This is a genomic window from Streptomyces sp. NPDC002835 (genome assembly GCF_053591995.1).
Window position 1 is genome coordinate 1 of record NZ_JBSFUW010000091.1, and the last position, 6,796, is coordinate 6,796.

Here is a 6,796-nt window from a genome sequence, read left to right on the forward strand (position 1 = left end):
GCTGGAACAACTCCCACAACTCGTCCGGCACCAGCCGCTCAACGATCCCCACCATGACTCACAGAATACCGAGTCACCCAAATGAGATGGCTTCTTAGCTGCCTTCTGCGTCGACAGCGGCGCGGTGCGCTGGATGGCGATCAACACATGAAGCACGCGGAGGAAGGGGGCGGCCACGTACGGCTGGAGCTCGGGCACATGAAGAGCGGCAGCGATAGTGAGGGCGGGACGGTCGGCGTCGGCGATGTGGAAGCTGCTGTGCGAGGTGAGGCCGTAAGAGGGGCCCACGTGCCCGGAGGAACCGACGCGGGGCAAGGAGCGGATGAGCTCCTCGGCATCGAGGTCATGCCGATCCAGGGTGTCGACGGTGAACTGCCAGACGGGCCACTCGCCCTCCATGAGGTACTGCTGGGCCATCGTCGTCAGGAGCATGGTCTGCTCCCCGGGAGAGAGTGGCCGTCAGATCGTTCATGGCACCTGTCTTTCCATCGGAGCGCGGTTGGGTCAGGGCCCGCCTACTATGGGCACGACGACGGCAGCGGACCGGTCCCGGGCGCCGCTGCGGAGTGTCCTGCTTACGGTGTTCGCTGGACCAGGCCGGCGGTGAACCACTGCACGAGGGTGGCAGCCAGATGAACGGCCATCTCGGCCTGGCGCTGAGTCTCGAACCGGGTCGGGTTCTGCGAGCCGTGCCGGGCGGTCTGGCCCGTCCAGAGCCGCTGCATCATGGCGGATACCAGCTCGAAACCCGGAGAGGGTCAGGGCGGCGGCCAGCGTCCAGAACGGGCGGCTGCGGGCGACCGGCGACCCGAGCGGTCAGGGCCCGTACGGAGGGCCTGCGGACCTCCAGGGGCGCAGCGGACTCGTAGCTGGGCGAAGTCACCGGCCGCGTCACCGGCGTCGAGGAGCGCACGGTGTCGGTCGCGGCACGGGCCGGCGCTCGGGCGTGGGCAGGGCAGCCGGCTCCAGCTCAGCGGCGTACGCGAGCGCCACATCGACGTCTCCAAGCTCGTGGTGGATCCCGACCCGGTACAGCACGCACTGCGCCGCTGACAGCTCCCGGTGCCGGCCATCGTCCGGGACACGCACGGTGGCCCTCAGGCTCCTGGCGGTGTTCGGCGTCGTGTCGGTCACGCTGTACGGGACGCACGCGGCGCGGGCCCAGGAGCGGCGCCTCGCGACGGCCGCGTAACGGCGCGGGTCACACCTTTCGGGGGACCGCCCGGAATACGTCGCGAATACGTCCCCCGTCCGTGCAACTACCGCTCCCCTTCGCGTGTCTCAACCGGCAGACCATCCCAACCGGAAGGGATGCGAAGGGGAGTTGGGGGATATGAGGGGCAGAATAGGACGTACGGGAGTGCTGCTCGGGCTGACCGGCATGCTGCTCCCGCTCGGCGTGGCTCTCGGCAGCGGCACCGCGCACGCCGCGTCGTGCACCACGTCGACGGGTCCGTACCAGAAGCAGGTCGAGAAGTTCCTCGGCCGCCCGGTCGACGGGCGCCAGTCGCCAACCGACTGCCAGGCGACCCGCGCCTTCCAGGCCAAGCACGGCATCACGCCCACGATCGGTTACGCGGGACCGATCACCTGGCGCACGATGAACACGATGCTCGCGCAGCGTGCGGCGGGGAACAACCCGAACAAGGCGGGCAAGTGCCCGACCAACAAGGGCCGGATCGCGTGCGTCGACCTGACCCGGCAGCTCAGCTGGATCCAGGACGGCCGGACGCTCAAGTACGGCCCTGTGCCGGTGCGCACCGGCAAGAACGGCACCGAGACCCGCACCGGCGCGAAGAAGATCTACTGGCGCAACATCAACCACTGGTCGACGCTCTACAACGTGCGGATGCCGTACTCCCAGTTCTTCGACGGCGGACAGGCGTTCCACTCCACGACCAAGTCCATGTGGAACCCGCCCGGCTCCGGCGGCTGCGTGAACATGCGCTCCGCGGACGCGAAGGCATACTGGAACCTGTTGAAAAACGGCGACGACGTCTACGTGTACGGGCGCAAGCCCGGCACCTGAGCCCGTCGGTCAGACGGCGGGTGGCCTGCTCGGCCAAGGCGAGGAACTCCTGGGCGATGAACGGCTGGTGGGCCTTCGCGGCGGTGTAGGCAGCGGTCAGCGCGACCATGCCCGCCGCGTCCAGAGCGGCGGCCGCGTACCGGGAACCGGTCGTCAGCTGACTGTGTGCCTCCTGCAGCAGGCTCAGGGCCTGCCGGGCGCGGCCGGTGCGGCGCAGCGGGGTCGCGGCCGCGCGAGCTGCGGCCGCCAGCTCCGACGCATCGCCCGTGCGGCGCGCCACGGCGCCCGCCTGTTCTGCGTAGGCGCCCGCGTCTCCCGTACGGCCCTGCTTGACTGATCATCGCTTTGCACGGTGGTGGGGGTGAGCCAGGTCTCGGCTGAGGGATCTTGAACGGGTGAGGGCCTTCCGGGTTCGGTGTGGATTGCGACGTCTACACCAACCAGAAAGGCCCTCGTGCCCCACCGTAATGCACCCCTGACCGAGACCGGACGCCTGCGCCTGGCCCGCTGTGTAGTCGAGGAGGGCTGGACTCTTCGCCGGGCCGCCGAGCGCTTCCAGGTCTCGCCCACCACGGCCCAGCGATGGGCCGGCCGTTACCGGGCCTTGGGCGAGGCGGGGATGAGCGACCGCGCCAGCCGCCCAGCACTACAGTCCCCGCCGGACACCGACCCGCACCGAGCGGCGGATCACGGCGCGGCACAGCTCACGGTCCCCGGTCCGAGCGCTCTACCACCACGTCGGTTCGATCGAGCGGTACAACAAGTTGGTCGTCGGCCGGTACAGCTGGGTTCCCGACGACGACCATCCCGGCCCCGCATCGGCAGAGCTGGAGGAGATGCCTGTCAACTGGCTCAAGGACTGGACCCTGTGCCTGGACGTCGAGTGCGGGCCCCGGCCCCACACAGTGCTGCATCGCCTCAACGGCACCGTGAGCTCGTACAACCCCGGTACCGGAGACCTGAAGTTCATCCCCGTCGGCGGCCACCCTGCCATCGCCGTACCGGTCCACCGGATCGTCGCGCTCACCGGCGACCCACAGCGGCGCCGCGCCGGTCACGTGCCCGCCCACGAACCCTACGACGAGGACGAGACAAGGCACTGAGTCGGACAGTCCATGGACCCTGCCGCTGAGCTGCGAGGTCATTGGCCTGAGGTACAAGGCTCACCTCGCCCTTGTTCGCCGCGGCTCCCGCTCGACCGGCTGACCGGGCATGCACGGGGCACGTGACTAGCTTTCGGTGGGGTCCTGAGCTTTGTCTGCTTGATCGAGGCTGCGAGTGATGGAGATCGCTGCTGCGGGCGTGAGCACGATGTAGATCAGGCCCGACCACGGCTGCGGGATCCTGGACTGGACAACGCCGGCGAGACCGGCAAGAGCGAGAAGCCAGGCGATCAGCAAGGGGCGTCGCGCGACATGGCACAGAACGCGGGTGAACGTGCGCGGCTGTTGCGGACGTTCGGCATTCCTCGGATCCATGGCCGGACTGTACCGCCGCAGTTGGCCCGGAAAAGGGGGCGGTGTCGAGGCTCTCGCCGGCGGCTTCGAGAGGGTGTGTGTCGTCGGTGCGATGCCGTTCCGTGGCGGCCCATGCCTCGGTGTAGAGACCGGCCGGTGTGACGGTTTCGGGGTCATCCGCTCCAGGGCACGCGCGCAAGGACGAGTCCGCGGACGTCGGCGGCACCGGACGCCCGGAGCCGGAGCGCGACGTGCTGGAGCTGCGATCCGCTGGTGAAGATGTCGTCGACGAGCAGGATCGTCGATCCCATGATGTTGCCCGAGTCCCCGGTCCATGTCAGGGCGGCGGCGTACGCATCTCGCCGCAGGGCCCGGCGCCACTGCCCTTGCCCGGCACGCACCGTCTCCCCACGGCCCAATAGGTGGCCTCCGCCTGGGCGAGACCCGCCCGGTACGTGGCTTCGGCCGCCTTCAGGGCCGCCTTCACCTGTCACCACACACCGGCGATCGCGGCGGGTATCGCGAGCAGGGCGACGACAGGCGCTGCGGCAGCACCCCACGCGGCAAGGTCCATGGCGACACATCGTGCCGCACCACTGCGCACCCGGTCCCGCACCGCCGCAGCAGCCCCCTAGCCGCGTGATGGTACCGCTGGTACCGTTGGCACCATGCCAGAGCCCAGAGCCATGAACCTGCGCTTCCCCGACCCCGAGCAGCGGGCCGCAATCGCTGCCGCCGCAGCCCGGGAAGGGGTGAGCCTGCAGGAGTACATCCTCTCCGCCGCCTACACGCGCGCGACCGCGGTCGAGCAGCGGTTCCTCGACGGCTTCAAGGAGTCGATGGCCCGCAGCAGCGACGCCTTCGCCGCCGAGCCCAGCAGTACCGACCCGTCCGCGGAGCAGCGGGCCGCCGAGCAGCAGGCCCGTGCCGAGCTCGAGCAGCAGGAGCGGGGCCGGGCCGCGTGACCGAGCCCGCACCGCCCCATCCGCTCGAGGTCACCTTCCTGCTGCACGCCGCCGAACTCCTTCCCGGCGACCCCCAGGTCGACGACCTGGGCCCCCTGTTCGCGGCCGCCGCGCGGGTCAACGCCCGGTCCATGGAGCACGACATCTACAGCTCGCTGCACTTCAAAGCCGCCGCGCTGCTTCAGACCCTGGCGAAGCTCCCCTGCCTCGAGCACTCGAACGAGGCCTTCGCCTGGCACTCCACCGAGGCATACCTCGCCCTGCACGGCCGCCGGCTCGAGTACCCGCCCAAAGCCGCCGTCATCCTCGTGCGCGACGTCGCCGCCGGGACGCTGAGCATCCCGCGCATCGCCCGCCAGCTCCGCGGCTGGACCCTCGCCTGACGTCGATAACACGAGCAGGCCGACAGGCGGCCGACTGACAGCACTTGGACAACAGCACAGGAGGCACCCGGGCGCTGCGGCGGGATCGGATTGTTCACGAGTTCCGACATGGTGCCTGCGAGAGGGGGCCCAGGCGAGCGACCCTGAAGGCGTGGCCCGCATTCGGTTCTGTGCCTCCTGCGGGGCCCGGGTGCCGAGGAGCGCGACGGCCAGGCGCCCGTACTGCGACGACGTATGCCGGGCCCAGGCGTACCGGGACGGACGCAGAGCAGACCGCAACCTGATGCTGGGGCTGACGCTGGCCGAAGCCGAGTGGAACGGCGACACCCGCATGATCAGGCTCCTGACCTGCCCGGAGTGCGATCACATCACATTCGCAGGCGGCGACCGCCGCCAGGACGCGGTCTACTGCTGCGGTCGCTGCCAGTCGAGAGCGTGGCGCCGACGCGCGGCCCGTCGCGCGAGGCACCAAGCGTGACGTGCAGCCGTCGCAGAATCGAGCCGAACTGGCCGGTATGACGGCTCGACGTCACGCTCGACGACTCACCGAGCTCCCGGGACGCTGTCCGTTGGCTACCTCATCGGCCGTTCTCACCGAAGTTCGACGACCTTCCTGTTCGTCTCAGCGGGTGTGGATCAGGCCCCGTACCTTCGGCTCTGTGCCTCGCCATTCGAAGAAGCCCCGCCGACTGGTCGCCGACGGGCGCGTGTACATGTGGACGATGCGCCACAGTCACCGTAGGGACGGCAACGGCCGGTCCGTGGACTGCCGCCAGACCCTCAGCTTGTCCCCGCAGCCGGCCGGCAGCGGAGGCCCGCTGCGCATCGTCTTCGCCGACGGGCCGGGCCGGTACGTGCCGGGCGGGGCCCCCATGGGCTCCGGGGACGTGGGCCTCACCCGAGGCGAGTCCCTGAACCTGCACGAGCCGGGCGCTGTCCGGGCCCTGCTCGACGTGGCGCTGGCCCGCGGGTGGCAGCCGGGAGAGCGGCAGACGGTGGAGGTCGACGGCTGGCTCCTGCTCGAGGCGGCGGCCGCCGTACGAGCCAGGGATGCCGACCCCGCAAGCCCATAGGGACCTGATGGCGATCCGGGACGGGACACCGTTCTCGGGCACTAACTGATCGTTTCAGAATGAGTTGAGCTCGGATCTTGCGCTCGGCGATCTTGGTCGGCAGGGTGGCCGGGATGCGTGCTGATCTTGTTCCTGACGACCTGTGGAAGCGAGTGGCCCCGCTGCTGCCGCCCGCCCCCGAGCGCCGCCGCCGCTATCCCGGGCGGCTGCGTGTTCCCGACCGGGCGGCGCTCGCCGGCGTCATGTACGTGTTGCGGACGGGTGTCGCGTGGCGCGACATCCCCGCGGAGACGGTGGGCTGTTCCGGAGTAACGGCATGGCGTCGGCTGCGGGACTGGACCGAGGCCGGCGTCTGGCCCCGCCTGCATGCCATCCTGTTGACCGAGCTTCGACGTGCCGGCCTGCTGGACCTGGACGACTGCTCCGTGGACGGGTCCCACGTCCGGGCCCTCAAAGGGGGGATCATGTCGGTCCCTCACCCGTCGACCGCGCCCGCCCCGGCTCCAAGCACCACCTGATCGTCGACCGCCATGGAACTCCGCTCGCCGTGACGCTGACCGGCGGGAACCGGCACGACGTCACTCAGCTCCTGCCGCTGGTGGACGCCGTCCCATCGATCCGGGGACTACGGGGACGCCCCCGCCGCAGGCCCCGGCGTCTGTACGCGGACCGGGGCTACGACTTCGACAAGTACCGCCGCCTGCTGTGGAAGCGCGGCATCAAGCCGTTGATCGCGCGACGAGGCGTCGCCCACGGTTCCGGACTGGGCAAGGTGCGCTGGGTGGTCGAGCGCGCCTTGTGCGCCACGAGGCGCTCTGTTTGTATCCCCGGCTCAGCCGGGAGGAACTCGGAAGGAGGTTTCTGGGCCGGATGACTTACCTGGATCCGA

General features: G+C 69.9%; 9 protein-coding genes and 2 pseudogenes. 7 read left to right on the forward strand and 4 right to left on the reverse strand.

What is annotated here, in order from left to right:
* The coding region (locus tag ACWD01_RS36810) for a hypothetical protein (RefSeq protein ID WP_451168266.1) at positions 1 to 432 on the reverse strand (432 nt) is incomplete at its 3' end.
* 143 nt (positions 433 to 575) lie between these two features.
* The gene (locus ACWD01_RS36815) at positions 576 to 728 is read right to left on the reverse strand and encodes a hypothetical protein (RefSeq protein WP_451168268.1); all 153 of its coding nucleotides are present in this window, start codon (positions 726 to 728) and stop codon (positions 576 to 578) included.
* A 653-nt stretch (positions 729 to 1,381) separates the two neighbouring features.
* Between ACWD01_RS36815 and ACWD01_RS36820 the strand changes: the two genes are divergently transcribed.
* The 3 genes and pseudogenes from ACWD01_RS36820 to ACWD01_RS36830 all read left to right on the forward strand — a co-directional run bounded on the left by ACWD01_RS36820 (position 1,382) and on the right by ACWD01_RS36830 (position 3,132).
* Positions 1,382 to 2,029, forward strand: a complete 648-nt coding sequence (locus ACWD01_RS36820) for a L,D-transpeptidase family protein (RefSeq protein ID WP_451168280.1) — start codon at positions 1,382 to 1,384, stop codon at positions 2,027 to 2,029.
* Between the two features lie 454 nt (positions 2,030 to 2,483).
* Positions 2,484 to 2,718, forward strand: a pseudogene (locus ACWD01_RS36825) (leucine zipper domain-containing protein); the annotation flags it as partial.
* 147 nt (positions 2,719 to 2,865) lie between these two features.
* On the forward strand, positions 2,866 to 3,132 hold the full coding sequence (locus tag ACWD01_RS36830; RefSeq protein ID WP_451168282.1) for a hypothetical protein: 267 nt from the start codon (positions 2,866 to 2,868) through the stop codon (positions 3,130 to 3,132).
* Between the two features lie 126 nt (positions 3,133 to 3,258).
* On the opposite strand, the gene ACWD01_RS36835 is transcribed toward ACWD01_RS36830, so the two are convergent.
* Both ACWD01_RS36835 and ACWD01_RS36840 read right to left on the reverse strand, forming a co-directional pair.
* Positions 3,259 to 3,507, reverse strand: a complete 249-nt coding sequence (locus tag ACWD01_RS36835) for a hypothetical protein (RefSeq protein WP_451168270.1) — start codon at positions 3,505 to 3,507, stop codon at positions 3,259 to 3,261.
* 152 nt (positions 3,508 to 3,659) lie between these two features.
* Entirely contained in the window at positions 3,660 to 3,887 is a 228-nt protein-coding gene (locus tag ACWD01_RS36840) for a hypothetical protein (RefSeq protein ID WP_451168272.1), read from the reverse strand.
* A gap of 267 nt (positions 3,888 to 4,154) precedes the next feature.
* Between ACWD01_RS36840 and ACWD01_RS36845 the strand changes: the two genes are divergently transcribed.
* The 4 genes and pseudogenes from ACWD01_RS36845 to ACWD01_RS36860 all read left to right on the forward strand — a co-directional run.
* A complete protein-coding gene (locus tag ACWD01_RS36845; protein WP_451168274.1) occupies positions 4,155 to 4,451 on the forward strand; it encodes a type II toxin -antitoxin system TacA 1-like antitoxin in 297 nt (98 codons plus the stop codon).
* Positions 4,448 to 4,834 (forward strand): fic family toxin-antitoxin system, toxin component, encoded by a 387-nt coding sequence (locus ACWD01_RS36850; RefSeq protein ID WP_451168276.1) that lies wholly within the window; start codon positions 4,448 to 4,450, stop codon positions 4,832 to 4,834. The genes ACWD01_RS36845 and ACWD01_RS36850 overlap by 4 nt, the downstream gene beginning before the upstream one ends.
* Before the next feature lie 659 nt (positions 4,835 to 5,493).
* Positions 5,494 to 5,907 (forward strand): hypothetical protein, encoded by a 414-nt coding sequence (locus ACWD01_RS36855; RefSeq protein WP_451168278.1) that lies wholly within the window; start codon positions 5,494 to 5,496, stop codon positions 5,905 to 5,907.
* Between the two features lie 113 nt (positions 5,908 to 6,020).
* Positions 6,021 to 6,703, forward strand: a pseudogene (locus ACWD01_RS36860) (IS5 family transposase); the annotation flags it as partial.
* Positions 6,704 to 6,796 lie beyond the last annotated feature (93 nt).